Source organism: Streptomyces sp. NPDC050211 (assembly GCF_040656035.1).
GTDB lineage: Bacteria > Actinomycetota > Actinomycetes > Streptomycetales > Streptomycetaceae > Streptomyces.
The window spans coordinates 291,513-317,461 of the sequence record NZ_JBFALC010000003.1; the positions used below are offsets into that span (position 1 = coordinate 291,513).

Annotated in this window: 19 protein-coding genes; 3 read left to right on the forward strand and 16 right to left on the reverse strand. The window is 69.4% G+C overall.

The features are described from left to right. Window positions 1-169 precede the first annotated feature (169 nt). Window positions 170-1,564, forward strand: a complete 1,395-nt coding sequence (locus AB0I98_RS05285; RefSeq protein WP_362935740.1) for a polysaccharide pyruvyl transferase family protein — start codon at window positions 170-172, stop codon at window positions 1,562-1,564. 97 nt (window positions 1,565-1,661) lie between these two features. On the opposite strand, the gene AB0I98_RS05290 is transcribed toward AB0I98_RS05285, so the two are convergent. The 14 genes from AB0I98_RS05290 to AB0I98_RS05355 form a co-directional block, all read right to left on the reverse strand. Beyond that, entirely contained in the window at window positions 1,662-2,870 is a 1,209-nt protein-coding gene (locus AB0I98_RS05290) for a glycosyltransferase family 2 protein (RefSeq protein ID WP_362935548.1), read from the reverse strand. Window positions 2,871-3,074: 204 nt separating this feature from the next. Then, window positions 3,075-5,105 (reverse strand): hypothetical protein, encoded by a 2,031-nt coding sequence (locus tag AB0I98_RS05295; RefSeq protein WP_362935743.1) that lies wholly within the window; start codon window positions 5,103-5,105, stop codon window positions 3,075-3,077. Between the two features lie 152 nt (window positions 5,106-5,257). Further along, window positions 5,258-6,754, reverse strand: coding sequence for a bifunctional cytidylyltransferase/SDR family oxidoreductase (locus tag AB0I98_RS05300; RefSeq protein WP_362935551.1), 1,497 nt, complete (start codon window positions 6,752-6,754; stop codon window positions 5,258-5,260). 213 nt (window positions 6,755-6,967) lie between these two features. Beyond that, window positions 6,968-8,164, reverse strand: a complete 1,197-nt coding sequence (locus AB0I98_RS05305) for a hypothetical protein (RefSeq protein WP_362935554.1) — start codon at window positions 8,162-8,164, stop codon at window positions 6,968-6,970. A gap of 123 nt (window positions 8,165-8,287) precedes the next feature. Further along, complete coding sequence (locus tag AB0I98_RS05310; RefSeq protein ID WP_362935557.1) at window positions 8,288-9,838, reverse strand: alkaline phosphatase D family protein; 1,551 nt, start codon at window positions 9,836-9,838, stop codon at window positions 8,288-8,290. A 269-nt stretch (window positions 9,839-10,107) separates the two neighbouring features. Beyond that, window positions 10,108-11,586, reverse strand: a complete 1,479-nt coding sequence (locus AB0I98_RS05315) for an FG-GAP-like repeat-containing protein (RefSeq protein ID WP_362935560.1) — start codon at window positions 11,584-11,586, stop codon at window positions 10,108-10,110. A 143-nt stretch (window positions 11,587-11,729) separates the two neighbouring features. Then, window positions 11,730-13,166 carry a GTPase ObgE gene (gene obgE / locus AB0I98_RS05320; protein WP_362935563.1) on the reverse strand — a complete coding sequence of 479 codons (1,437 nt, stop codon included), beginning with the start codon at window positions 13,164-13,166 and terminating at the stop codon, window positions 11,730-11,732. A gap of 104 nt (window positions 13,167-13,270) precedes the next feature. After that, window positions 13,271-13,525, reverse strand: coding sequence for a 50S ribosomal protein L27 (gene rpmA, locus AB0I98_RS05325; RefSeq protein WP_328364533.1), 255 nt, complete (start codon window positions 13,523-13,525; stop codon window positions 13,271-13,273). A gap of 14 nt (window positions 13,526-13,539) precedes the next feature. Beyond that, window positions 13,540-13,860 (reverse strand): 50S ribosomal protein L21, encoded by a 321-nt coding sequence (gene rplU, locus AB0I98_RS05330; RefSeq protein WP_030601628.1) that lies wholly within the window; start codon window positions 13,858-13,860, stop codon window positions 13,540-13,542. Between the two features lie 228 nt (window positions 13,861-14,088). After that, window positions 14,089-18,084 (reverse strand): Rne/Rng family ribonuclease, encoded by a 3,996-nt coding sequence (locus AB0I98_RS05335; RefSeq protein ID WP_362935566.1) that lies wholly within the window; start codon window positions 18,082-18,084, stop codon window positions 14,089-14,091. Between the two features lie 262 nt (window positions 18,085-18,346). Next, window positions 18,347-19,114, reverse strand: coding sequence for a TIGR03936 family radical SAM-associated protein (locus tag AB0I98_RS05340; protein WP_362935569.1), 768 nt, complete (start codon window positions 19,112-19,114; stop codon window positions 18,347-18,349). Between the two features lie 48 nt (window positions 19,115-19,162). Further along, entirely contained in the window at window positions 19,163-20,257 is a 1,095-nt protein-coding gene (locus AB0I98_RS05345) for a hypothetical protein (protein WP_362935572.1), read from the reverse strand. Between the two features lie 43 nt (window positions 20,258-20,300). After that, complete coding sequence (locus AB0I98_RS05350; protein WP_362935575.1) at window positions 20,301-20,798, reverse strand: hypothetical protein; 498 nt, start codon at window positions 20,796-20,798, stop codon at window positions 20,301-20,303. An 18-nt stretch (window positions 20,799-20,816) separates the two neighbouring features. Further along, the gene (locus AB0I98_RS05355; RefSeq protein ID WP_362935578.1) at window positions 20,817-21,707 is read right to left on the reverse strand and encodes a LysR family transcriptional regulator; all 891 of its coding nucleotides are present in this window, start codon (window positions 21,705-21,707) and stop codon (window positions 20,817-20,819) included. A 135-nt stretch (window positions 21,708-21,842) separates the two neighbouring features. Here AB0I98_RS05355 and AB0I98_RS05360 point away from each other — a divergent pair, with 135 nt between their 5' ends. After that, complete coding sequence (locus AB0I98_RS05360) at window positions 21,843-22,490, forward strand: dihydrofolate reductase family protein (RefSeq protein ID WP_362935581.1); 648 nt, start codon at window positions 21,843-21,845, stop codon at window positions 22,488-22,490. A 36-nt stretch (window positions 22,491-22,526) separates the two neighbouring features. Here AB0I98_RS05360 and AB0I98_RS05365 read toward each other — a convergent pair whose 3' ends face one another. After that, window positions 22,527-23,123, reverse strand: a complete 597-nt coding sequence (locus tag AB0I98_RS05365; RefSeq protein WP_362935584.1) for a TetR/AcrR family transcriptional regulator — start codon at window positions 23,121-23,123, stop codon at window positions 22,527-22,529. A gap of 88 nt (window positions 23,124-23,211) precedes the next feature. Here AB0I98_RS05365 and AB0I98_RS05370 point away from each other — a divergent pair, with 88 nt between their 5' ends. Further along, complete coding sequence (locus AB0I98_RS05370) at window positions 23,212-23,943, forward strand: SDR family oxidoreductase (protein ID WP_362935587.1); 732 nt, start codon at window positions 23,212-23,214, stop codon at window positions 23,941-23,943. 26 nt (window positions 23,944-23,969) lie between these two features. On the opposite strand, the gene AB0I98_RS05375 is transcribed toward AB0I98_RS05370, so the two are convergent. Then, the gene (locus tag AB0I98_RS05375; protein WP_362935590.1) at window positions 23,970-25,913 is read right to left on the reverse strand and encodes a TIGR03960 family B12-binding radical SAM protein; all 1,944 of its coding nucleotides are present in this window, start codon (window positions 25,911-25,913) and stop codon (window positions 23,970-23,972) included. Window positions 25,914-25,949 lie beyond the last annotated feature (36 nt).

Genomic DNA, 25,949 nt, shown 5'->3' on the forward strand with positions numbered 1-25,949 from the left:
AAGGGGGCCAGGTACCGCGCATCGATATCAGTCCCTGGACGTGCGTCCGGTAACCGTGTCCTCACGGGTCGCGCACGGTAAAAAGGTTGTACTGGTTGCTTCTAGTAATCAAACGCTACACAAACTTAACGTGAACGGCGTGCCACCTAAAGATCATCGCGGCGCCCGCGTGCAGCGCATTCTGCTCCGTTCCGGGAAGAGCCCGTACGACGTCGTCCCCATCGAGGAAGCCCTCCACCGGGATGTGTTCGCCACCAACTCCGGCAACCTGATCTTCAGCGACGCCGCGCACAAGATCCTCGAGACACCGGACACCGAGGTCGTCTCCAACGGCATCCGTACGGACGTCTCCGCGGCGGCCCGGATCAACGAGGAGTACGACGCCTTCGTCGTGCCGCTGGCCAACGCCTTCCGGCCGTCGTTCGAGCAGCAGTTGAAGCGGCTGACGCGGCTCATCGGCCGGCTGCGGATCCCGGTCGTCGTGATGGGTGTCGGCGCGCAGGCCGGGCTGACCTACGACCCGGCGCGGCTGAAGCCCATCGAGCCGGTCGTGCGCGAGTTCGTCTCGGCGGTACTGGACCGCAGCGCCTCGATCGGGGTGCGGGGCGAGTTCACCGAGATGTACCTCAAGGACATGGGGTTCAAGGACGTCGAGGTGATCGGCTGCCCGTCGCTGTTCCTCTACGGCAAGGAACTCGCCGTGTCCAAGCGGCAGCCGGAGCTGTCCGCCGCTTCCCGGATCGCCGTCAACGGCTCACACAGCGCCGTACGGTCGCAGGGCCTGGACCGGATCATCCGCCACGCCCACGAGCACTACCCGCATCTCCGGTTCATCGGCCAGAACCTCAGTGACGCACGGCAGTTGCACTGGCGGGACCTGTCCGACCCCAACGGCCGGATCACCGCTATGCCGACGCACCCGGACCATCCGATGTACCGGGAGGACAAGGTCCGCGTCTACGTCGATCCGATCACGTGGATCGACGATCTGCGCCCGTTCGACTTCTCCTTCGGCTCCCGTATCCACGGCAACATCGCGGCGCTGCTGGCCGGTACGCCCGCGACCGTGCTGTGCGGTGACTCGCGCACGCTGGAGCTGTGCCGCTACTTCGGCATCCCGCACCGCAGGATCGACCAGCTGCCCGAGGACTCCGGAGCGACCGACCCCGCGCGGCTGTACGAGGAGGCCGACCTCGCCGAGCTGACGGGCGGCCATCAGGAGCGCTTCGAGCGGTTCACGGGGTTCCTGGACCGCAATGGGCTGCGGAACACCTTCACGCACGGGGACGGCGGCGCGGCCTTCGACGCGCGCATGGGCTCCCTGGCCTTCCCGGCGGGCATCCGTCCCTGGAACGACGCGGACATCGCTTCGCTCACGTCCCGGTTCGGGTGGCTGCACAGCCGTATCGGCGAACTGGCTGCGGACAACGCCAAGTTGAAGCGGGAGCTTAAGCGCTCGGCGAACCCGGCGGTGGCGCCGGCACCGCCGCCGACCTCGGTCTATCGCAAGGCCCGGCGGGTGGTGGGGCGGCCGATCCGCCGGGCGCTTCAGTCGGGACGCTAGCGATCCGCTGACGTCCGGTTCTTCGACTGCGGGTCCGTTGTGGCTGGTCGCGCAGTTCCCCGCGCCCCTTCGGGGCGCGGCTGATCCGCAGGGAGTGTCAGGCCGCTGTTCGCATCCCGGATGCGGGCAGCGCCCTGCGTACCCGGCGGATCACCTTTCGCGCGAATGAGTCCGCGCCGCCCTCGCGGTAGCCGGGGAAGGCGCGGGCCTCGCGGGGTTCGGCGAGGTAGACGGAGTCGGGTATGGCGGCCGTGCGGTCGCGGAAGTGGGGGTAGGCGAGGTAGACGCGGCGGCCTTTCCTCTCCAGCAGGGCGGCGGCCTGCTTCTTCGCGCGGAGGAACTCCAGGACCTCGACGAGGAGTTCGGACCGCTGCCCGGCCACCAGGTGCAGCCGCAGCCGCTCCTCGACCTTGAGGCGGCGGGCCACCTCTTCGGTCCAGTAGGCCTCCATCAGCGGCTTGGCCAGCTCCAGCTTGTGGCGCCGTACCTCCTCGCTGTCCTTGAGGTACTTGGGGCCGAACTGCGGCAGCAGCGTGATCAGGAAGGGCCGGACCATGAGCGTGTCGCGGCGCGGGCCCGCCGGGACGAGGTCGGCGATCAGGCGCATCAGGGCGCGGGCGGAGTCGAAGCGCAGGGTGTAACTGCCGCTCTTCGTCACATGCTTGCCGTCGTCGCGGCCGACCAGGTAGTAGCAGACGTAGTCCGCGACCACCGAGACGCCGTCGGCCCGCAGATACGCCTCCATCGTGAACAGCGCGTCCTCGCCGGTCCACAGGGACTCGTCGAACCGCATGCCGTGCCGGTCGAGCAGGGCACGGCGGAACAGCTTCTGGGCGCTGAGCGTGAACTTGATGTTGGAGGAGTAGACGTCGGTGCGCTCCAGCGTCTTGCCCCACATCGACCGGGGCGGCTTGCGGTTGATGCCTTCGACCTTGCCGAGGACGACGTCCGTGCCGTTGCGGTCGGCCATCGCGACCATCCGCTCCAGGGCCTCGGCGCCCAGCCGGTCGTCGGCGTCGAGGAAGAAGACGTACCGCCCGGCCGCCTTGCCCAGGCCGACGTTGCGCGGGCCGCTGGGGCCGCCCGAGTTCTCCTGCCGGATCACGGTCACGTGCATCGGCGCGCGGGCCGCGAACTCCTCCAGGTACTCCCCCGTGCCGTCCGTCGAGCCGTCGTCGACCGCGATGACCTCGATGCGCTCCGGGTCGATGGTCTGTGCCTCGACGGATGCCAGGCACTCGACCAGATACGGCATCGCTTCGTACGCCCCGATGATCACGGTCACATCAGGCTGCGCCACGGTCACGTTTTCCCCCTCGCTAACGGGACATTCCCCCCGTATCTCTTTATTGCAACCTTGTAGACGGGCGAAGAAGTGAAGCGGTTGCCTCAAGACCGTGAATTAGTGACCTACGTCATACGAATTCCAGGTGTCGTCTGTTCATCGGGCATGGAAAAGGCCCCCGAGGAATTCGCTCCTCGGGGGCCCTGTCGGTCTTGTGACGGTCGGTCAGCCCGTCAGCTCCGCCTCCGTCGCCGCGATCCGTGCCTCCTGGCCGAGGTTGCGGGTCTGGGCCTTCAACGCCAGGTTCGCCACGGCGGTGTTGAACTGGTCGATGGACTTCGGCTCGTCCGGGCCGAGCAGATACCGCTTCAGCTCCTTGCGGTCCACGGCCAGCGGGTCGGCGGCCGGGTCGCGGACGGCGGCCAGCAGCCCGCCCAGCTCGGCTGCGCTGTTGCTGAGGATGACGGCGGCGCGCACGGCGGTGTTCTGCCGCTTGAACTCCTCCTCGCCCAGCTCGGCGGAGTCGGTGACCGCGTACGGCTTGCCGCTGGCGATGAAGTCCGAGACCACGCTGGAGATGTCGGAGACCATCGCGTCGGAGACGTTGAAGCAGTCGTACAGGCGTGGCTCGGCGCCCGTGATGACGCGGTGCTCATGGGCGGGGAAGGAGCGCCAGTAGGCGTCGTTCCACTCGGCGCGCAGCCGGGCGATCTCCTCGTGCTTCGCCACGTCGACCACGCCGTCCCGGGTGGCCTCGGCCTCGTCGCGCTTCTCCGCGCCGGTGCCGGACAGCTCCGCGATACGGGCCTCGATGCGGGCCAGCTCGGCCTTGGCGGCGTCCTGCGCGGCCTCGTCCACCGGGCCCCTGGCCTCGGCGGCGGCCTTCTCGACCAGCGCGGTGATGCGCTGATGGGCGGCCTTGGCCGCGGCGCTGCGGGTGCCGGTGAAGGGGTGCGGCTTGTACAGGACACGGACCGGCGGGTCGGCGGTGATCAGGGTGCGGACGATGTTCTCGCCGGCGAGCAGGATCGAGGTGTTGCCGGGGTTGTCGTCCCAGCCCTCCCAGGTGGGGGCGTAGAGGACGGTCGGGCAGCGTCCATCAGCGGCTCCGCCGCGGGGGCCGTCCTCCGGCACGCCCTGCCACGTCTTGATCGGCGCCAGCTGCGGGCGGCCGACCTCCACGATGTCCTCGTCGCGGACGCCGACGTCGGCGATGGCGTAACGGTCGCGGCCCGCGCGCCCGGCGGTCCACACCTCGTCGTACACCTTGCTGAACGGGTTGACGCTGGCCAGCTTGTCGCTGTCGCCGTGGCCGATGAAGACGTGCTTCATGGTCGGGACGCGCAGCATGTGGATGTTCTTGCCGACGTTCGCCGCGTACAGCGTGACGCGCACCGTGGAGAGGTCCATGTTCATCAGGTGCACCCCTCCGGGCACGCAGATGACGGGGACCGTGGTGGGCGCCATCCGTTCCAGGACGGCGCGCTCACGCAGGATGATCAGCGGCCTGGAGTCCAGCTGCTCCATGGTCTCCAGCCACATGTTGACCTGGTACGCGGAGTCCTTGGACCCGGAGAAGTACAGCGCCGTCTCCGGCCGGTACTCGCCCAGCCAGTCGTCGACGGCGGCCAGTACCTTCTCCGCGTTCGGCGGGATCTTCGAGCCGCGGACGTACGGCACCAGCGCGAGGACGTACAGGCAGCCCAGGAACAGCGTCACGGCGATGCCGATGAAGCCGGCCGCGGCCGACTCCATGCCGGCGGAGACGATCACGCCGGTGACGGCCGCGAGGTCGAGGTGGAGCATCTTCTCGGCGGAGCGGTGCAGCAGCGGGCGCGGCGGGGCGTCCGGGATGCGGATGCGGGAGGCCAGGTCGACATTGCGGGTGGCGACCGGCATCCGGCGGCGGTTGCGGATGAGGGTGACCAGCGCGCCGTGCGGGGCCTGGAGGCCGTAGAAGGCGATGAAGCCGGCGACCGCACCGTAGAAGATCAGGTCGTCCGCGAGGGAGAGGCGGGCCAGCAGCAGGACCAGCAGGAGCTGCCGGATCAGGAAGCGGATCGACAGACCCGCGCGCACCTTGCTCAGGCGGTTGATCAGATAGCTGCCCTTGTGGTGCAGATAGTGGTCCGCCAGATACGTCACGGCGGCCGCGGCCGCGAAGGCAGGGACGCTCGGGACGAGCGCGGCCAGCATGAGCGCCGGGAAGCCCAGCATCATGAGGGCCGCCGCGGCCAGCTCGGCCGCGCTGCCCACCCGGGCGACGCGAATAGCGGTGGAAATCACGGAGAAACCTGCTCCTGGAGGGGGAATGCCGGTTTTGTTCTGTACGGCTTCAGGCCTCTGTGAACACCCCGTAAATGGGTACCCACAAAGGCCTGAATTCAAGATCTATTAAGCGGTAATTATTACACGCCGTCCTGGCGGTCGAGGACCGAGGCCAGCGCCGCATCGAAGCCGGAAGCCTTCGCCGCACCCGCCGTCGGGTCCTGCTGACGGACGTCGATGACATGGCCGGTCAGCTCGGACAGCAGCACGTCTAGCGAGGTGCGGGCGACGGCCTCGGAGGAGAGCAGGCTGCCCGCGGGCTCCTGACCGAAGGCCTTGGTGCGCATCGGGGTGGCGGTGCGCTCCGGGTTGATGCAGTTGACGCGGATGCCGTCGCCGGCCCACTCGTCGGACAGGGCCTGGGTGAGGTTCACCATGGCGGCCTTGGTCGAGGAGTAGAGGCTGTACTCGGCACGGCCGCGGGTGTAGCTGCTGGAGGTGTAGAGCAGCAGCTGGCCCTTGGTCTCCGCGAGGTACTTGTACGAGGAGCGCGCGATCTGCACCGGGGCCAGGTAGTTGACCTTCAGCGCTTCCTCGATGGTGGCGTTGTCGGTCTCGGCGAGCTTGCCGATGCGCAGCACGCCCGCCGTGTTGACGACGTAGTCGATGCGCCCGGTCTCGGCGTACGCCTTGGACAGCGCGTCGTCGACCTCCTCCGGGTTCTCCACGTGCGTGCCGGTGGTGGAGCGGCCCAGCGCGTAGACGTGGGCGCCGTACGCCTGCGCGAGTTCGCAGATGTCCTTGCCGATGCCGTACGAGCCGCCGAAGACGACGACCGTCTTGCCGCCGAGCAGCTCACGGTAGGCCTCCTCGCCGAACTGCTCGGGCGTGGCGGTGGAGGCCAGCTGGAACAGCTTGTCGGCGATGAACACGTCGACGGGCTGAGTGACCTTCATGTTGTACTCGTCGCCCGCGACGACGTGGATCGGCACGTCCGGCAGATAGCGGAGTACGACCGTGCAGTCGTCCGTGGCCTGGAAGTTGGGGTCGCCGGCCGCGACCTCGTAGGCCCGCTTGATCGTGGACAGCTTGAACGCCTGGGGCGTCTGGCCGCGGCGCAGCCGGGAGCGGTCCGGGATCTCGGTGATGAACTCGCCGTCCTCGCCGTGCGTGCGGGTCACGATGATGGTGTCGGCGGACGGGATGGCCACGTCGACGGCCTGGTAACGCTCCAGCGCGGTCACGCAGTCGTCGATCACGCGCTGCGACAGCAGGGGGCGTACGGCGTCGTGGAACAGGACGTTGCGGTCCTCGCCCTCGGCCAGGCCCTCGCTGAGCGCCTCGATGGCGCGCTCGGTGGTCTCGTTCCGCGTCGAGCCGCCTTCGATGATCCGGGAGACCTTCTGGAATCCGGCCTTGGCGACGATCTTTTCAATGTCCGGCACATAGCCCGGCGCCATCAGGACGATGACGTCGTCGATCGAGTCGGCCTTCTCAAAAGTGGTCAAGGTGTGCTCGATGACTGCCTTGCCGGCGATCTTCAGCAGCTGCTTGGGGATCGAGAGACCCACACGCTGGCCGGTGCCACCGGCCAGGATCACTGCGGTGGTACGGGGCTTGGCATTGTGCTGTGACACAGGTGACCTACCTTGGGGCGACTGGGAACTTGGAAATGGTCCCACTTGTGGTTACCGCAGTGCAAGGTGAGCGACCTCCACTGCATATGTGCGCGCAACCTCTCATTCACCTTGCACGCCTGGTCATGGACGAGGACGTTCCATGAACCGCCGTGCAATTGCTGTGAGTAACTCCACAGGTGATCGGCATTGCGGAGCGTGACGCCCGGCGGCTCAGCGCCTCCGCAGTCGCTTCAGGCACCGATGCCCGAGCACTTTCACCAGCTCCTTGGAAGACGTCTGGTGAACGGTGCGCGCCTTGGTGGGGGCAGAGTGCCTGACGGGCGCCGCGGCGGCCGCGGCCAGCGCGCCGTACAGGGCGTGTGCGGCCACCTCGGGAGTGATCCGCGGTTCCCCTCCGGCCTCCTCGACCGGCTTCGGTACGACGGACAGCAGCCCCGGATCACCCAGCACCCGTACGCCCATCGCGCCGATCCGCCCGGCCATTTCGGCACCGATCTCGGCGGCGGCCTCGACGGCCCACTGCGGAGTGCCGATCTTCACGTCATGGGGGCCTGGAGCGCACGTGTTCTTCATATGCATCACGGCGCCATATCGGACGAGCCGCGAATAAAGCTCCTCCGGAAGTCCACTGCCACGGAATTCCACATTAAGATTCCGCAGCATTTCGGTCTCGGCGAGAGTCAGTGACCGATTTGCCGTGTCCGGAACGGGCCGCAGAAGATTCTCGGGCAGCCCGAGCAGCGCCTCGAAGGTCCGCATCAGCCCGCCTTTGTCCCGGTCGTCCACCACGACGACGATGACCCGCTCGGGTCCGACCACCCGGGCCCAGCGCTCGATGAGCCGGTCGTGCCGGTGCCGGCGCCAGAAGCTCGGGTTGGGCTGCTCGTAGGGGGCCTTGCGGAGCATGTGCGTGAGCCAGTCCTCGTAGCCCATGCGCAGGCCGTTCTGCACGTACTGCTGCCACTGCGAGGGCATGATCTTCGCCAGCGGGCGCAGGGTGATCAGCACATGCACCCGGTCGCCGCCGAGTTCCTCGACGATCCGGGCGATGGTCTCGTCGTCCGATGTGTCGGCGAAGAACTCGCTGCTGATGACCGAGGTGCGCCCGCCACTCGCGGCGACCTGCGCGACCAGCCGCTCCCAGTGCCGCTCGGTGGGCTTGGCGTTGCCCAGCATTCCGGGGAGGGCGCAGACGGCCAGGGCGGCCTCCATGGGGTGCCTGCTGTCGGCCGGGAAGACGACGCCGTGCTCCGGCAGCGCGTCCTTCGCCTCGAAGAGCGCACCTTGGATCGCGGTCGTCCCCGTCTTGTGCGGGCCGATGTGCAGCAGCCGGGTCCCGGTGGGCAGCGGGGTTATGACCGCGGCGCCGTTGGCCGGGAGTTCATCTCTCGTACAGTCCGTCTCCATGGTTAAAGGAGAGTAAGAGCCCTCTCTGAGACTTCGCTGAGAGATCCGGGGACGAGTCTGAGAAGAGCCTGGAAGAGAAGAGCCTGGAACCCTGATGAGTCCCAGGCTCTCCCCTGCGGACGGTTACACCACGTGGACGCCTGGCTTGCCGGACTCCACCCGCAGCTTGGCCAGCGTGCTCGCGGCCGCCGTCGGCTGCCGCACCGTGTCCACGATCCGCACCTGCGCGTCGATCCCGTCGCGGCGGAGGTCGAAGAGGTGGTAGCCGCGGTGGGCGTCGAGCAGCTTCCAGTGCGGGTTGTCCGGCATCCGCGGGTCCCACTCCTTGCGGAAGGCCGCCTGGTCCTGGTCGCCGTTGCTGGAGATGGACGTGCCCACGAACTCGGCGCCGACGACGTCGGAGCCCGGGTCGGCGTAGTCCTTCTTCAGGTCGCTGATCATCGTCAGATGGCGGTCACCGGTGAGCACGACCGGGTTGCGGACCTCGGCGAACTCCGCCATCAGCGCGTTGCGTTCGACCTGGTAGCCGTCCCAGGCGTCGTAGAACCACTGCTTGCCCTCGCCGATCAGCAGATCCGTCTCGGCGACCATTATCTGCGAGGCGACCAGGTTCCAGCGGGCGGGCGAGCCGTGCAGCCCGTCCAGCAGCCACTCCCGCTGCTCGGCGCCGAGCATGGTGAGCGACGGGCTCTTGGCGGCTTCCTGGCTGGTCACCTGGTCGCTGCGGTACTGCCGGGTGTCCAGCACATTGAGCCGGGCGAGGCGGCCGAAATCCAGGCGCCGGTACATCTGGATGTGCGGCCCGTCGGGGATCGCGAAGGCCCGCACCGGCATGTGCTCGTAGAACGCCTGGTAGCCCGCGGTCAGCCGGGCCACGAACGCGTCGTGGGTCTGCTTGTCCGGGTCCTGCGGGATCTCGCCGGCGAAGTCGTTGTCGATCTCGTGGTCGTCGAAGGTGACCACGAACGGCGCGTTCGCGTGCATCGCCGCGAGATCGGGGTCGGTGCGGTACTGCGCGTACCGGTTGCGGTACTGGGTGAGGCTGTACGGCTCACCGGTCCCCTCGTGCTTGCGCAGCGCGGTCGCCGACGGCGTCGACTCGTAGATGTAGTCGCCGACGAACACCACGACGTCCGGGTCCTGCGCGAGCATGTCGGCGTACGGCGTGAAGTAGCCGTGCTGCCAGTTCTGGCAGGAGGCGAGCGCGACGCGCAATTGTCCGCCGGAGCTGAGGCGGGAGGGCGCGGTGCGGGTACGGCCGACGGGCGAGAGCTGGCCGGAGGTGCGGAAGCGGAACCAGTACGTACGGCCCGGGCGCAGTCCCCGTACATCGACGTGAACGCTGTGCCCGTACTCGGGCCGGGCCTGGGCAAGACCCCGGCGCACTCCCTTGCGGAACCGCTCGTCCTCGGCGATCTGCCACTCCACCGGCACGGTGCGCGCGGGCATGCCGCCGCCGTTCAGCGGGTCGGGGGCAAGCCGGGTCCACAGCACGATGCCGTCGGGCAGCGGGTCACCGGAGGCGACACCGAGGCTGAACACCCCGTCGGGAAGCGGGGTTTCGGCTGCTCGGGCGGCAGCCGGCAGCCACAGCTGGGCGGAGGCGGCGGCGCCCAGGACGGCGGCGCCCGCGGTCAGAAAGCGGCGTCGGTCGGGGGATACGGCTGGGGTCATGCGCGAACTCCCTTGCCTCGCTGGCCTCTTGGACACTGCAAGGCTCACGCTTCCGGGCGGACCACCCGTTGAACAGAGGGGTGCGCGTGCATGACAAATAGGGAGACAAGAGGAGACCCGTTGCGACACGGATACAGAACGACAAACGCGATCTTGCCGTAACGGGTCTCATGGACCGTCAGGCGGTGAGGTCAGCGCCCCAAAGGGGCGCGGGGAACGGCGCGACCAGCCACAGCGAACCCGCAGACTAAGGACGGCCCCGCAGAGCGTTACCGCGCGAACTCACCACCGAGGTTCGCCTCCGCCGGCTCAGCGCCCAGCGTCCCCGCGCCGAAGCTGAGGGAGCCGGTCGTGGTCGGACCCGTGGCGTTGGAGCGGAACGCCCAGACCGCGCCGTCGCCCTGGTTCTCGCTCGCCGCACCGGCGTACAGCTCGGCCCTGCCGTCGCGGTCGGTGTCGACCAGCGCGGTGTGGGCGCCGAAGTAGTCGTTCTGCTCCGCCGTACCGGGCACGTTCACGGTGTTCTGGCTGAACGACTTCGCGCCGCTCCCGGTGAGCCCGGCCGCGCTGCCGCGCAACACGTTCACCTGCCCCGCCGCGATCACGCTGCCGAGATCCTCGCCCGCCGAGCCCGCGGCGACATCCGCGTAGCCGTCGCCGTCGACGTCGGCCACCGCGATGTCCGAGCCGAACAAGTCGCTGTACTCGGCGGCGCCGGGCACGCCCGGGGTGTCCTGCGTGAGGGTCGTCGTACGGGAGGTGTCGGGGCCGGCGGCCGAGCCGTACACCACGCCGATCTGACCGCCGATCAGCTGCGGGTCGACGTCCGGGACCTCGCCCCACCCGTCCTTGGTCCGCCCGATGACGACATCGCCGTACCCGTCCTTGTCCACATCGCCGACGCCCACGCTCTCGCCGCCGCGCATCACGGTCCCGTCGGGGTTCTTCAGGGTGACCGGGGCGGACAGGCCGTCCGGGGTGCCGCGCAGGTGGACGGCCCGGCGGTTGAAGGCGTCCGGGTCGTGCGTGTCGCTGTCGCTGGGGTCGTGGATGAGGGCGACGAGGTCCGTGACGCCGTCGTGGTCCACGTCGCCGGCCGCCATGTCGTCCGTGACGTAGGAGGCGTCGAGCTGCAGGGCGGTGGTGCCAGCCGCACCCGTCGTACGGCTGAAGGGCCCGGCCAGGACACGGTCGGGCGTGGCGATGTCGAGGTGGCCGTCGCCGTCGAAGTCGCCCACGGCGGTCCGGACGTCAAGGCCGTCGGTCTGTTCGCCGGTCGCGACCCCCGTCCCGCCGGACAGCCCGTTCGCCCCGCCCCACAGCACGGCGAGCGTGCCCGGGTCGCGGACCTCTCCGACGTCCTCACCGGAGGAGCCGACCACGAGGTCCGCGTAGCCGTCGCCGTCGAGATCACCGGTGGCGAGGCTGTCGCCGTAAGAGTCGTCGGCCTCGGCGACACCAGGTACACCGGGGCTGTTCTGGCTGATGACCTGCCGGTGCGCGAGGTCGAGCCCCTTTGCCGAGCCGTACACCACGGCGACGTACCCGGCCCGCACCTTCCCGTCGACCTTCGCGCGGGGCGCGGCGACGGCGACGTCCTGATATCCGTCCCCGTCGAAGTCGCTGCGCAGCTTCACCGCGTTGGGCTGCGCCTCGGCCGCCGTCGCGGTCACCGGCGCGATGACAGCACCGGCGACGGCGATGGCGGCGGCAAGTGCGATACGACGGAACGACGTGCGGTTACTCATGAGGCTCCTGGCGTCTAGTGGGGTAGAGCTATCACTTTCTACGACCCACCGACAAGCCACCAGGTTGCTTTGCAGCAGCCCCAACTTTCCCTGCCGTTAACCAAATTCGCCGCCCAAGCCCACAACGCCCCTTGGGCTGCGGCCTAGAACGGATTGAAGTCGTCGAACTCCTGCTCCGACTCGTCCCGCTCCGCCTGCCGGTCCCGCCGCCGCTGCGCCGCGGGCCTGGGCTCCTCGAGCCGGTGGTCCTCACCGCGTCGGCCCAGCATCTCCGCACCGGCCATCACCGACGGCTCCCAGTCGAAGACGACCGCGTTCTCCTCGGGCCCGATGGCGACACCGTCCCCGGACCGGGCGCCCGCCTTCATCAACTGGTCTTCCACACCAAGGCGGTTGAGCCGGTCGGCGAGATAGCCCACGGCCTCGTCGTTGCTGAAGTCGGTCTGGCGCACCCAGCGTTCGGGCTTCTCGCCCCGGACCCGGAACAGCCCGTCTTCCTCACGCGTGACGGTGAAGCCCGCGTCGTCCACGGCCTTGGGCCGGATGACGATCCGCGTCGCCTCCTCCTTCGGCTTGGCGGCCCGCGCCTGCCCCACCACCTCCGCGAGCGCGAACGACAGTTCCTTCAGCCCGATGTGCGCCACCGCGGACACCTCGAAGACCCGGTAACCACGAGCCTCCAGATCCGGCCGCACCATCTCGGCGAGGTCCTTGCCGTCCGGTACGTCGACCTTGTTCAGGACGACCATCCGGGGCCGGTTGTCGAGCCCGCCGTACTCCCGCAGCTCGGCCTCGATGACATCGAGGTCGGACAGCGGATCGCGCTCGGACTCCAGGGTCGCCGTGTCCAGCACATGGACCAGCACACTGCACCGCTCCACGTGGCGCAGGAACTCCAGGCCGAGCCCCTTGCCCTGGCTGGCCCCGGGAATGAGTCCCGGCACGTCGGCGATCGTGTAGACGGTGGACCCGGCGGTCACGACACCCAGGTTCGGGACGAGGGTCGTGAACGGATAGTCGGCGATCTTGGGCTTGGCGGCGCTCAGCACAGAAATGAGGGACGACTTGCCTGCACTCGGGTACCCGACCAGCGCCACGTCAGCAACGGTCTTCAGCTCCAGGACGATGTCCTGCAGATCCCCCGGCTCACCGAGCAGCGCGAAGCCGGGCGCCTTGCGGCGGGCGGAGGCGAGAGCGGCGTTGCCGAGCCCGCCCCGGCCGCCCTGCGCGGCGACGTACGACGTGCCGTGCCCGACCAGGTCGGCGAGCACATTGCCCGCCTTGTCGAGGACGACGGTGCCGTCCGGCACGGGAAGGATCAGGTCCTGCCCGTCCTTGCCGGAGCGGTTGCCGCCCTCGCCGGGCTTGCCGTTGGTGGCCTTGCGGTGCGGGGAGTGGTGGTAGTCGAGCAGCGTGGTGACGGACTGGTCGACGGTGAGGATGACATCGCCACCGCGCCCGCCGTTGCCGCCGTCGGGCCCGCCGAGCGGCTTGAACTTCTCACGGTGGACGGAGGCACAGCCGTGGCCTCCGTTACCCGCGGCGACATGCAGTTCGACGCGGTCCACGAAGGTGGTCATGTGGGGTGCCTCCAGTTACGTACGCGAATGTCTTCTGATCAACACGCGAAAGGCGGACCCGCTTCCCGTGAGGGAAGTGAGGTCCGCCTCGCGAAAGCTTCCGATCAGGCGACCGGAACGATGTTCACGACCTTGCGGCCACGGGCGGTGCCGAACTCCACAGCACCGGCCTGCAGCGCGAACAGCGTGTCGTCGCCGCCACGGCCGACGCCCGCACCGGGGTGGAAGTGGGTACCGCGCTGGCGGACCAGGATCTCGCCCGCGTTGACGACCTGACCGCCGAAGCGCTTCACGCCGAGGCGCTGAGCGTTGGAGTCACGACCGTTACGGGTGGACGATGCGCCCTTCTTGTGTGCCATCTCTCCTCAGTCCCTTACTTCGCAGCCGCGGGGATCTCAGTGACCTTGATCGCCGTGTACTGCTGGCGGTGGCCCTGACGACGGCGGTAGCCGGTCTTGTTCTTGTAGCGAAGGATGTCGATCTTGACGCCCTTGTGGTGGTCCACGACCTCGGCCTGGACCTTGATGCCGGCCAGCACCCACGGGTCGCTGGTGACGGCCTCGCCGTCGACAACGAGCAGGGTCGAGAGCTCGACCGTGTCGCCAACCTTGGCAGTGGAAATCTTGTCAACCTCAACGATGTCGCCGACAGCAACCTTGTGCTGGCGACCACCGCTGCGCACGATGGCGTACACGCGGATCTCACTCTCTCGCTCGGGAACGGCACCCCCGCAGTCCAGCCGCCCGGCAGAGCGAGCAGCCTCTCCCGGCCGGTACCGGCCCGAGAGGAAGAGGTTTACGGGGATGTGGCTTGTCATCTGTGGACACGCCGACGGTCAAGGCTACGGGGCCGAGGCCGAACGGGTCAAACCGGGCCCGCTGGTGTGCGGCCGAGGTGATCGGCCGCACACCAGCGTTCGGTTCTAGCTCTCGTCGGCGGAGGCCGTGACGGACGGCTGCGTCTGCTCCGCCGCCGCAGTCTTCTTCGACGTCGACTTCGCGGCCTTCTTGGTGGCGGTGGACTTCGCCGTCTTCTTGGCCGTCGTCTTCTTGGCGGCGGTCTTGGTGGCCGCCGTCTTCTTGGCGACGGTCTTCTTCGCCGTGGCCTTCTTGGCCGTCTTACGGGCCGTCTTCTTGACCGGAGCGGCCTCCTCGGCGCCCTCTGCTTCAGCAGGGGCCTCAGCGGCAGCTTCCCCGGCCGACGGTACGACCACGACGGCCGTGTCCTCGGACATGGTCGGCGCGGTGGCCTTCCGTACCGCGCGGCGCCGCGTGCGGGCCGGAGCCGCGCTCTCCTCGGCGGCCGGAGCCTCGACGGGAGCCTCGGCCCGCGGTTGTTCGGCGACCGCCGTGGGCGCGGGCTCGGCGACCGTCACCACGGCAGCCTCGGCGCCCGCGGGTGAACCTGCCGGTGCGGACACCTTGCGGGTCGCGCGGCGACGCGTACGGCCCTTGGGCGCGGCCTCCTCGGCGGCCGGAACGACCGGGTCCTCGACCGCGACCGGCTCGGCGTGCGCCTCGGCGGCCGACTCCGGCTGCACCGGACGCTCGACCTCCCGCTCGATCTCGGCGGCCCGCTCGGCGCGGTCGGCCTTGTCCGCCTCGCGCTTGGGCGCGCCCGCCGGAGCCGATGCCCGACGGCCGGCCCGGCGCCGCGAACGGCCTCGCCCGACCGCGGCCTCCGCCTCGGCGACGCTGCTGTACAGCTCCTCGTCCGGCGCGTACTCGGGAGCGGTCAGCGCGACCGGCTCGGCGACCTCGGCGGCCACCTCGGCCTCGCTCTCCGCCTCCTGCTCGACGGTCTCGAAGGCCTCGGCGCCCTCGACGACGGCCGCGGCCTCGTGCTCGTGGACCTGCCCGTCACCGCCACGCCCGCGCTTACGGCGCTTGCCGCCGCCTCCGGTGGAGGTCGGCTGCTCCATGTGCACGATGACACCGCGCCCGTTGCAGTGGACGCAGGTCTCCGAGAAGGACTCCAGCAGCCCCTGTCCGACCCGCTTACGGGTCATCTGGACCAGGCCCAGCGAGGTCACCTCGGCCACCTGGTGCTTGGTCCGGTCCCGGCCGAGGCACTCGAGCAAGCGCCGCAGCACCAGATCCCTGTTGCTCTCCAGCACCATGTCGATGAAGTCGATGACGACGATGCCGCCGAGGTCCCGCAGCCGCAGCTGGCGCACGATCTCCTCGGCCGCCTCCAGGTTGTTCCTGGTCACGGTCTCTTCGAGGTTGCCGCCCTGACCGGTGAACTTGCCGGTGTTGACGTCGATCACGATCATCGCTTCGGTCTTGTCGATCACCAGCGAACCACCGCTGGGCAGCCAGACCTTGCGGTCGAGAGCCTTCATCAGCTGCTCGTCGATCCGGTACGTGGCGAAGACGTCGACCTCGGAGGTCCACCTCTGCAGCCGGTCCGCGAGATCGGGCGCGACATGGGCGACGTACCCGTGGACGGTGTCCCAGGCCTCGTCACCGCTGACGATGACCTTGGTGAAGTCCTCGTTGAAGATGTCGCGGACGACGCGGACGGTCATGTCCGGCTCGCCGTACAGCAGCGTCGGCGCGTTGCCGCTCTTGGCCTTCTTCTGGATGTCCTCCCACTGCGCCTGCAGCCGCTCGACGTCCCGGCGCAGCTCGTCCTCGCTCGCGCCCTCGGCGGCGGTGCGCACGATGACGCCCGCGTCCTCGGGGACGATCTTCTTGAGGATGGTCTTCAGCCGCGCCCGCTCGGTGTCGGGCAGCTTGCGGCTGATGCCGGTCATCGAGCCCTCGGGGACGTACACGAGGTAGCGGCCCGGGAGGGAGACCTGGCTGGTGAGCCGGGCGCCCTTGTGTCCGATCGGGTCCTTGGTGACCTGCACGAGGACGGACTGGCCCGACTTCAGCGCGGACTCGATGCGCCGCGGCCCGTTGGCCATGCCGAGCGCCTCGAAGTTGACCTCACCGGCGTAGAGCACGGCGTTGCGGCCCTTGCCGATGTCGATGAAGGCGGCCTCCATCGAGGGCAGGACGTTCTGCACCTTGCCGAGATACACATTGCCGACGTACGAGGTCGCCTGCTCCTTGTTGACGTAGTGCTCGACGAGCACGCCGTCCTCCAGGACGCCGATCTGCGTACGCTCACCGCTCTGCCGTACGACCATGACGCGCTCGACGGCCTCGCGGCGGGCCAGGAACTCGGCCTCGGTGATGATCGGGACGCGGCGGCGCCCCTGCTCACGGCCCTCGCGGCGGCGCTGCTTCTTGGCCTCCAGACGCGTGGAGCCCTTGATGGACTGCACCTCGTCGGACGGCTCGGCCTTCGGGCGGGGCTCGCGGACCTTGACGACGGTGCGCTCGGGGTCGTCCTCGGACAGCTCACCGGCATCCCCGCCGTCACCGGAGCGACGGCGACGACGGCGCCGGCGACGGCTGCTGCTGGAGCCGCCGGACCCACCGCCCTGCTCCTCGCGGCCCTCGGCCTCTTCCTCGTCTTCCTCGACCTGCTCGGCGGTGTCCTCGGCGTCCTGCGCGGCCTGCTCGGCGGCGACCTCCTCGGTCTCCTCCGACTCGTCCTCGCCACCCGACTCCGCGGACTCACCACGGCGACGGCGACGGCCGCCACGACGACGGCGACGACGCGAGCCGGTCTCCTCGGCCTCGTCACTCTCGACGGTGTCCTCGGCCTGCTCCTCGGCCTCGTCCGCCGCGTCCTCCACGGCGGTCTCGGCGGCGGCCTGCGGCTCGGCCTCCTCAGCGAAGGCCGCACCCCGGCGCCGGCGCCGACGCCGCGCCCCGGCCGGCTCCTCCTCCGGGAACTCCTCGGGCTCCACGACCTCGGCCTCCGCTGCCGCCTCGGCGGCAGCCCGCTGGGGCGTCTGGAACTTCGGCTCGGTGAAAACGGGCGCCTGGAACACCGGCGCGACCGGCCGCCTGGGCCGACGCGACGTCTCTTCCTCGCCCTCGACGCCCTCCGCCGCGGCAGGCTGCGCGGGCTCGGCGAACCCGACGGCAGCCGAACGCATGGAGCGGCGACGCGAACGCTTGGGGGCAGCCCCTTCGGCAGCCTCGGCGACGGGCTTCTCCGCGGCACGCGGCTCTTCCGCGACCTCCTCGGCAGCCTTCTCCGCCTCAGCGGGAGCAGCCTCTACGGCGGACTCGGCGGCGGTCACACGCCGGGTGGCCCGGCGACGCGAACGACGCGGAGCGGCCTCCTCGGCGACTTCGGCGACCTCGGCAGCCGCGACCGGCTCCGCCTCGGCGGACGCCTCAGCGGTCTCGGTGGACTCCGCGGCCGCAGGAGCGGCGGCAGGCGCGGACACCCGCCGAGTGGCACGCCGACGCGCACGGGGCGGAGCGGCTTCCTCGACGGCCTCCGCGACCGGCTCGGCGGCCACGTCGGCAGCAGGCTCGACGGTCTCAGCGGCGGGCACGACCACCTCGGTGGCCGGTACGACGGTCTCGGCGGCCTCGGCGGCCTCGGCTGCCACCGGAGCCCCGGCAGGTGCCGACGCACGGCGGACAGCACGACGACGCGTACGACCGGCGGGCGCGGCCGTCTCCGCAACCTCAGCCTCAGCAGGCTTCTCAGCCTCTTCAGTCTTCTGGACCTCAGCGGCCTCTTCAGCCATCACGGCGTCTCCGGCCTCTTCAGTCTCTTCGGCCGCTGCAACCGCTGCGGCCTCTTCGATGTTCTCGGTCACGTCACTCACGACGCTCGCCTCGGTCGCAGCGGCCCCGACAGCCTCTTCGGCGAGGTCGGCGGGCTCAGCTACGGCCGGTATGGCCGGCGCGACGGTCTCCGCCGCGGCCTCTGTGGTGCCGGTGGGCGGTCCCGCCGGGCGGGAAGCGGCACGGCGCCGACGACGCGGCGGCAGGGTGTCGCTTGGGGTGTTCGGTTCGGAGTCCATGACGGACTCGTTCGATTCGGTCGGCTCGAGCATGCGGGCGTTTCTCCCGTCAGGCTCCCGGGCGCCGCACCTGGTCCGGCGTGGATGCCGGTGACGTCCGCGGCTCGCGCGATGCGCGGTGCCGCCGTCCGGGGCGCGGGCGCCGCTCGGGAGCTCTCTGTGTCCTGTCTCGCCGGTTCCGTACGCCGATTTGCGTACGGCCTGGCGAAAGTCTTGTGGTCGGTGCGCTGCCCGACCCAGGTGGCTCCCGAGTACCAGGGCGGCGCTACGACGTCCGTCCTACGCGGAACCTTCCTTACGCCGGCGCCTTCGCGGCGGCAGACGATGGTTCGGCCGATGGGGGGGCCGTGTCTGCCTCGCGGTCGGGCGCGAGCGGGTCGGTCACCGTGCCGGTCTCTTCATCGAACAGCCCCTGCGCCAGCCTGGTCACCCCTGCGGGGACCGGCGGCGCCAGGTCGGCCACGGCGCGGAGACCGGACAGGACGTCGTCGGGTCGTACGGCAGGCGTCACGTGCCGAACAACCAGCCGCAGTATCGCACAGGGCTGGTCGGTCGGCCTATCAGCTGCCGAACTGTGCGTTTCAAGGCTGACGACCGCCGAGCGGGCGTCGAAGGTCCGTACGCCGTTCTTGGTTCTCCGCTGGACCTCCACGGACTCGGCGGTGGTGAAGGCCCGGACCGCGCGCTCGGCGTCGGCCGGGTCCACTCCGTCGAGCCGCAGCTCCCATTCGGATGCCGTGAGCCGGTCGGCGAGCCCCGAGGTGCGGGACTCGACCGCCTCGATGATGTCGAGCCCGGTGGGCATCGACTCGTCGAGCAGAACCCTCAGCTTCTCCGGGTCGCGCGCCTCGGTGAGCGCGATCTCCAGGTACTCCGCCTCACTGCCCGTGCCGGTGGGTGCGGCATTGGCGTACGACACCTTCGGATGCGGCGTGAACCCCGCCGAGTACGCCATCGGCACCTCGGCACGGCGCAGCGCACGCTCGAAGGCGCGCTGGAAATCACGGTGGCTGGTGAACCGGAGGCGGCCGCGCTTGGTGTAGCGCAGTCGGATGCGCTGCACCGCGGGTGCGGGCGGCGGGCCTTCGGGCTGTCGCTTGCCCAGTGTCGTTCAGTCCTTCGTGAGAGCGGTCGTACTGCTACCAAGAGTACGTGTCTCGGCGGCCGCAGGTTCCCGCCGTACGACCTCCTCCCGCTCCCGCGGCCGGCCGAACAGCATCTGCCGGACGTCGGCCCTGGCCTGCCGCACGGACTCCCGCGCGGATTCCAGCGCGTGCCGGGCGACCCTTCCCACACCGCGCGCGGCCTCGGCGACGGGCCGCAGCACGGCGTCCCGCACCACATGCCCCACCGGCGTCAGCACGCTCCGGTACACCCACCGCACCGGCTCGACGAAGATCCACCGCAGAAGCGTCCCGAGGAACCGCCCCACGGCCCGCGAGATCCGCCCCGCGACCCGCCACGCATGCCCGAGCGCCTCCCCGACCTCCCGCCCGATGACGGCGAGCACCCGGCCTACGGGCACGAGGAGGTACCGCCACAATCCGAGGGCGGGCAGCACGAACAGAATCCGCGCGGTCCAGTAGAGGGCCGCGCCGATGACCCGGACGAGCCCGGTCACGCACCACGCGGTGGCCCGTCCGACGGGCGTCAGGACCCACTCGTACAGCCACAGAGCAGGTACGACGAGCAGATACCGCACCAGCCAGGCCACGACGCCGTACACACCGGCCCCGACGGCGGCAAGCACCATCCCGATGCCCCTGAGCACCCACATGATCCCGTGTCCGAGAGGCGTCAGCAGCCGTACGTAGATCCACGCGAGCCCGGCTCCGATCCCCCGGGCCACCCAGACGATCGCGTGCCCGACCGGAGTCAGCAGGTACCGATACGCCCACACACACGGCACGACGACGAGCACGTTCCCGAGCCATGCCAGCCCCTTGCCGAGGGGCACGACGACATACCGCCACAACCCGACGAACGGCCACACGAAGACCGCCCGCCCCACCCACAGCAACGCCCGCCCGAGCGGCCGGAACACCGTGTCGTTCAGGAACCGCCCGGCGACGACAAGCCCGTCCCAGACCATCCGTACGGGCACGACCAGCACCAGCACCACGATCCGTACGGGTATCCGAATCGCGACGACAAGGCACCCCTCGGGGTTCTGCTGCTGCGGCGGGGGTGACTTCTCGAGATCCATACCTGCGTAGACGCTGCATCGCCCCGTTCGGATGCAGTAGGCATCACGGGCCGGAGCTGGAGGCAGGACTCGGGTTGATCGTGTCGAAGTAGACGGTGTCCGTACCCGGATCGAAGGAGAACGTGCCGTGGTCGGCATCGCTCGCCATCGCACTGTCAAAGGACTCGCTACGGACCCACCTTGCGCCCTTCGGTATGAACTGCGCGAGGACACCCGGCGGTTGGTCCGGTTCGGCGGGCTGAAAGTCCCACTGCGGCGCCCCTACGAGTGTGGCGACGCCACCCGCTCTCAGCCGCGCCAAGCCGACGACACGCACATCCGTCGGGCCCGGCGCCTGCACCCGTGAGTCGGAGCCCATGACAATGCCCAGCCAATGAGCGTCGGACAGTGGGCCGAGCGCGGTGAACCGGCGCTCCAGTGGTGCCACGTCCGTACGGACCTTGTCGCCATCGGTGCCGCTCGAACCCTGCCTGCACGCGGAGAGCGCCACTGCCCCACCCAGCGCAAGCACAAGCGCTCCCCGACGTCCGAGATCTGCCACCTTGCGGACGCTATGCGCTCACTGACGGGAGGGGTCCCGGTCCGGTACCCGGGACTGTGAGGTCAGGATCTCGATCAGCGCGGTGGTGGCGGGTGGGTCCGGTGGGTCGCCGTACGTGGCGGCGTAGATCCGGCGGGCGTTGCCGGTGAGCTGTGTGGTGTGGATGCCCGGCGCCCGGTGAGCCTGCAACGCGAGTCCGTTGAGTATGGCGACACCCATCCCGGCGGCCACCAGTGCCTGGGTGACGACCGTGTCGTCGCAGGAGTAGGCGATGCGTGGGGAGAAGCCGGCGCGTTCGCATGCCGTGACCGTGGCGGCTCGGCAGCGTTCGCAGCCGCCGACCCAGGCGGAGTCACGGTGGTCTTCGAGACGCGGATGGGGTTGGTCGCTGATGAGGTAGAGGGGGTCGTCCCGCAGGTGGGTGAGCCGGATTCCCTCCTCTTCCAGCGGAGTGTCGGCGTGCCGGAAGATCAAGGCGATGTCGACGTTTCCGGAACGCAGCATCTGCAGGCCCTCGACGGGGTGGGCATCGACGAGGTTCAGCTCGATTCCCGGGTACGACCGGGACAGTTCGGCGGCGGCCTTCGGTACGAGCGTGCTGAGGACGGTCTGGAAACCGGCGAGCCGTACCCGTCCGGCGCGAAGCCCCACGCGGGCGGCCAGCTCGACAGACGCGGCGTCGACGCGTCCCAGTATCTCTGTCGCCCGTTGGGCGAGGAGTTCGCCTTCGGGGGTGAGCCGGATACCGCGGCCCGCTCGTTGGATGAGCCTGGCTCCGGTGGCTGCTTCCAGCCGCCCCAAGTGGTGGCTGACCGACGGCTGGGAGTAGTGCAGCTCCTTCGCCGCCTCGGTCACCGATCCATGACGGGCGACCGCCTCCAGCACCTTGAGATGCGTCAGGTTCAGCATGGATTAAGTTTATCTATGAGACCTGGGAATAAATGACATTAGACGTCATGGCACCGGGACGGCCATCATCGCTTCATGAAGAGCTGACACACCGAAAGCTGACACAACGAAAGCTGACGCAAGGGAGCACCAGCCATGTCGCTCGCCCGTGTCCACAACTTCTCCATCTCCCTCGACGGCTTCGGCACCGGTGACGGTCAGAGCCATGACGCACCGTTCGGCCACGCCGGCGAAAGGCTGCACGAGTGGATGTTCACCACCGGGTTCTGGCACAACATGACCGGCCGGCCCGGCGGAACCCGCGGCCTCGACGACGCCTTCGCGCGGCAGTTCGAGCCCGGGGTCGGCGCCGAGATCATGGGCGCCGGCAAGTTCGGCTACCCCGGATGGCACGAGGACCCGGACTGGAAGGGGTGGTGGGGGCCCAACCCGCCGTTCCACACACCGACGTTCATCCTCACCCATCACCCGCGCCCGTCGATCGAGATGGAGGGCGGCACGACCTTCCACTTCCTCGACACTTCGCCCGCAAAGGCACTCGAGACGGCCCGCGAGGCCGCGGACGGTCAGGACGTACGCATCGGCGGCGGCCCCACCGTGATCCGCGACTTCCTCGCCGCCGGCCTCATCGACCACATGCACGTCGTGGTGACCCCGATCCTGCTCGGCCGAGGCGTCCGCCTCTGGGACGGACTGGAGGCCACCGAGCAGGACTACAAGATCGAGTCCGCCTCCTCGCCCACCGGAGTCACCCACGTGACCTTCACCCGCGCGGGCCTCTAAACGGCCGAGCAGTCCGCCCGCCCGTCACCGACGAGCTCAGTCAGCGGGGCGGGGCAGTACCGCAAGGGCCGTGCAGGCTATATCGGTCAGCGTCTGCTCGCTCGCTCCGGCCTTGCCCAGCGCTTCAATGCCCCGCAGTACGGCGAGCACCAGCGCGGCCAGCTTTCCCGGATCCGCGTCGGCGGCGATGTCGCCATTGCGCTGACAGGCCGCGATGTCGCGCTCCAGCAGCGTCTGCAGCGCCTCGATGGCCGCGTGCGCCCGCTTGGCCACCGTCTCGTCGTGTTCGGCCAGTTCGGCGGTGCCCTTGGCGAGCAGACATCCGCGGCGGGCGGTGTCCGCGGCAGTCGCCGCGGCCACCGCGTACACGTGGGCGGACAGCCGCGCGTAGGCGTCCGCGTCGCTGCCGCTCAACTGCCGGCTCACCGCATCGACGACGGAGCCGCAGTAATCGTCGAACACGCGGTGGAACAGTTCCTGCTTCCCGCCGAACGCGCCGTACAGGCTGCCTTTGCCGAGCCCCGTTGCCTCGGCGATGTCTTCCATGCGCGTGGCGGCGTAACCGCCCGACCAGAACAGCTCCCGGGCAGTGTCCAGTACCTGCTGCTCGTCGAACTTCCTGGGCCGTGCCATGGAGGCAGCCTACCCATTCTTGACTGGTTCGTCCATAACGGTCTAGCGTTATGGACGAACCAGTCAAGAATTGAGAGGCGGGCGCGTGATGACGGAAGTACTCGCAGGCAAGGTGGCGGTGGTCACCGGAGCCAGCAGCGGCATTGGGCTTGCCATCGCCAGGCGGTTCGCCGCGGAGGGGGCACGGGTGTTCCTGGCCGGTCGCCGTCAGGAGCCGCTCGACGCGGCCGTCGCTGAGATCGGGCCGGCGGCCACCGGTGTGAGGACCGACGTTTCGGTGCAGGCGGACCTCGATGCCCTCTACTCGGTCGTACGCGAGGAGGCGGGCCGCATCGACGTGCTGGTCGCCAACGCCGGCAGCACCGTCCCTCAGCGTCTCGGTGAGATCACCGAGGAAGCCCTCGACGCCACCTTCGGCACGAACGTGAAGGGCACGATCTTCACCGTCCAGAAGGCGCTGCCCCTGCTGTCGGACGGCGCCTCGATCATGGTGACAGGATCGACCGACGGCCTCCGCCCCGCACCGGGCATGGAAATCTACGGCGCATCGAAGGCAGCGCTGCGCAACCTGGTGCGCAGCTGGGCGCGCAGCGCGCAGGAACGGAAGTTCCGGGTCAACGTGTTGAGCCCCGGCCCGACCGAGACCCCGGGCCTGCTCGGCGCCGTAGGCCCGGACCACCAGCTCGCCTCGGCCATTCCGCTCGGCAGAATCGCCCGCCCGGACGAGATCGCCGCCGTGGCGACCTTCCTGGCCTCGGACGCCTCCAGCTTCGTCAACGGCGTCGACTGGTTCGCCGACGGAGGCCTGGCACAGGTCTGACCGCGCCCCTCAAACGGTGGGCATACCTACTTCTTCACCGTCAGCGGGAGCAACTTCTTCCCCGTAGGCCCGATTTGAATGGACGTGTCCATCTGCGGACACACCCCGCAATCGAAGCACGGCGTCCACCGGCAGTCCTCGACCTCCGTCTCGTCGAGGGCGTCCTGCCAGTCCTCCCAGAGCCAGTCCTTGTCGAGCCCCGAGTCCAGGTGGTCCCAGGGGAGGACTTCCTCGTAGGTGCGTTCGCGGGTGGTGTACCAGTCGACGTCGACGCCGAAGGGGGCCAGCGCCTTGTCGGCGGACTGCATCCAGCGGTCGTAGGAGAAGTGTTCGCGCCAGCCGTCGAAGCGGCCGCCGTCTTCGTAGACCGCGCGGATGACCGCGCCGATACGGCGGTCGCCGCGGGACAACAAGCCCTCCACGATGCCCGGCTTGCCGTCGTGGTAGCGGAAGCCGATCGAGCGGCCGTATTTCTTGTCGCCGCGGATCTTGTCGCGGAGCTTCTCCAGGCGGGCGTCCGTCTCCTCGGCGGAGAGCTGGGGGGCCCACTGGAAGGGGGTGTGGGGCTTGGGGACGAAGCCGCCGATCGAGACCGTGCAGCGGATGTCGTTCTGGCCCGAGACCTCGCGGCCCTTCTGGATCACGTTCATCGCCATGTCGGCGATCTGGAGGACGTCGTCGTCCGTCTCCGTCGGCAGGCCGCACATGAAGTACAGCTTCACCTGACGCCAGCCGTTGCCGTACGCCGTCGCCACCGTCCGGATCAGGTCCTCTTCCGAGACCATCTTGTTGATGACCTTGCGCAGGCGCTCCGATCCGCCCTCGGGGGCGAAGGTGAGGCCGGAGCGGCGGCCGTTGCGCGTCAGCTCGTTCGCCAGGTCGACGTTGAAGGCATCGACACGGGTCGACGGGAGGGACAAGCCGATCTTGTCCTCCTCGTAGCGGTCCGCGAGGCCCTTCGCGATGTCGCCGATCTCCGAGTGGTCCGCGGAGGACAGGGACAGCAGGCCGACCTCCTCGAAGCCGGTCGCCTTCAGGCCCTTCTCCACCATCTCGCCGATGCCCGTGATCGAGCGCTCACGGACCGGGCGGGTGATCATGCCCGCCTGGCAGAAGCGGCAGCCTCGGGTGCAGCCGCGGAAGATCTCCACCGACATGCGCTCGTGGACGGTCTCCGCGAGCGGGACGAGGGGCTGCTTGGGGTACGGCCACTCGTCCAGGTCCATCACCGTGTGCTTGGACACACGCCACGGGACACCCGACTTGTTGGGGACGACGCGGGCGATGCGGCCGTCGGGGAGGTACTCGACGTCGTAGAAGGCCGGGATGTACACCCCGCCCGTCTTCGCGAGGCGGAAGAGGACCTCCTCGCGGCCGCCGGGACGCCCCTCCGCCTTCCACTCGCGGATGATCCGCGTCATGTCGAGCACGGCCTGCTCGCCGTCGCCGATGATCGCCGCGTCGATGAAGTCGGCGATCGGCTCGGGGTTGAAGGCGGCGTGGCCACCGGCCAGGACGATCGGGTCGTCCAGGCCGCGGTCCTTCGACTCCAGCGGGATGCCCGCCAGGTCCAGGGCGGTGAGCATGTTCGTGTAGCCGAGCTCCGTGGAGAAGGAGAGGCCGAAGACGTCGAAGGCCTTCACCGGCCGGTGGCTGTCCACCGTGAACTGCGGGACGTCGTGCTCCCGCATCAGCGCCTCCAGGTCCGGCCAGACGCTGTAGGTGCGCTCGGCGAGGACGCCCTGCTGTTCGTTCAGGACCTCGTAGAGGATCATGACGCCCTGGTTGGGCAGCCCGACCTCGTACGCGTCGGGGTACATCAGGGCCCAGCGGACGTCGCACGACTCCCACGGCTTGACCGTGGAGTTGAGCTCTCCGCCGACGTACTGGATCGGCTTCTGCACATGTGGGAGCAGAGCTTCGAGCTGCGGGAACACGGATTCTGCGGCCGCAGCGACTTCGGAGGGCATCTCGCGAACCTTCGTGGGCTGGACGGTACTGACGGG